This window comes from Nonomuraea sp. NPDC049758 (assembly GCF_040674635.1).
In the GTDB taxonomy this organism is placed as follows: Bacteria; Actinomycetota; Actinomycetes; order Streptosporangiales; family Streptosporangiaceae; genus Nonomuraea.
This window is the reverse complement of record NZ_JBFAMZ010000071.1, coordinates 1-1,201: the sequence shown is the minus strand read 5'-3', so window position 1 is coordinate 1,201 and position 1,201 is coordinate 1. Positions and strand designations below refer to the sequence as shown.

The 1,201-nt window shown below is 69.8% G+C and carries 1 protein-coding gene; it reads right to left on the bottom strand.

What is annotated here, in order from left to right:
* Window positions 1-40: 40 nt before the first annotated feature.
* Window positions 41-1,152 (bottom strand): IS3 family transposase gene (locus AB0J46_RS51940; RefSeq protein WP_364344959.1). Its coding sequence is split into 2 segments (ribosomal slippage): window positions 41-945 and window positions 945-1,152, totalling 1,113 coding nucleotides; the frame shifts between segments, so codons are not numbered across the junction.
* Window positions 1,153-1,201 lie beyond the last annotated feature (49 nt).

Genomic DNA, 1,201 nt, shown 5'->3' with positions numbered 1-1,201 from the left:
TGAGCTTGTTCCGCTTTGACGGACACCATCGTTGTGGTGTTCAGGCTGCTGCGGCAGCCTCGTAGTCGGCGGGGCTACGGTAGCCCAGGCTGCTGTGCAAGCGGTGCAGGTTGTACCAGCCCTCGATGAACTCGAAGATCGCGCTGCGGGCGGCCGCGCGGGTGGGCCAGGGCTGGGCGTCGAGAAGCTCGCCCTTGATGGTGGCGAAGAACGACTCGGCAAGCGCGTTGTCCCAGCATTGGCCCGTGCGTCCGACCGACAGCCGCACCCCAAGCCGTTCAGCCAGGGCGGCGTAGGCGGCGCTGGTGTACTGACAGCCCCTGTCCGAATGAAAGATCACCGGCTTGGTGGGGCGGCGGCGTGCACAAGCCTGGCGCAGGGCCTCGGCGACCAGGTCGGTGCGCAGGTGATCGGCCGTCGCCCAGCCCACCACCCGGCGCGAGGCGATGTCGATGACGGTGGCCAGATACAACCAGCCCTCCTCCGTCGGGATATACGTGATGTCGCCGCACCAGCGGGTATCGATGGCTGCCGCATCGGGTGTGAAGTCTCGGACGATCAGGTCCGGCCGGGTGTCGGCGCTCGGGTCGGGGATGGTGGTCTGCCGCCGGCGGCGCCGATACCGTCCCGCCAGGCCGAGCGCACGCATCAGCCGGGCCACTCGCCGCCTCCCGCACCGCCGCCCGTCCTGCTGCAGTTGCGCATGGACGCGCGGCGCGCCGTAGCTGCCTCGTGAGCGCGCGTGCACCTCGGCGATGCGCTCGGCCAGCTCCGCATCGCGCATCGCGCGGGGCCCTGGCACGCCACAGCGGCGGGCGTAGAAGGCGGCACGGGAGACTCCCAGCAGCTCACACGCCCGCTTGACGCTGTGACCGCCCTGCTTCTCCGCCTCGATGAACGGGTGCACGTTCACCGGGTCTCCTTGGCGAAGAAAGCTGTCGCTCGCTTGAGGACGTCGACGTCCTCGCGCAGCCGCCGGTTCTCCCGGCGCAACGCCTCCAGTTCCTGGCGTTCGCTACTGGCCAGCCCGTCCCGCTGACCGGCGTCGACCTCGGCCTGGCGGATCCATTGGCGCACTGCGGTCTCGGTCAGGTCGAAGTCCTTGGCCACCTGCCCGACCGAGCGGTCACCGCGCCGGCACAGCTCGACGATCTCGGCTTTGAACTCCGGCGTGAACGAGCGGCGAGGACGCGGCTTCTTC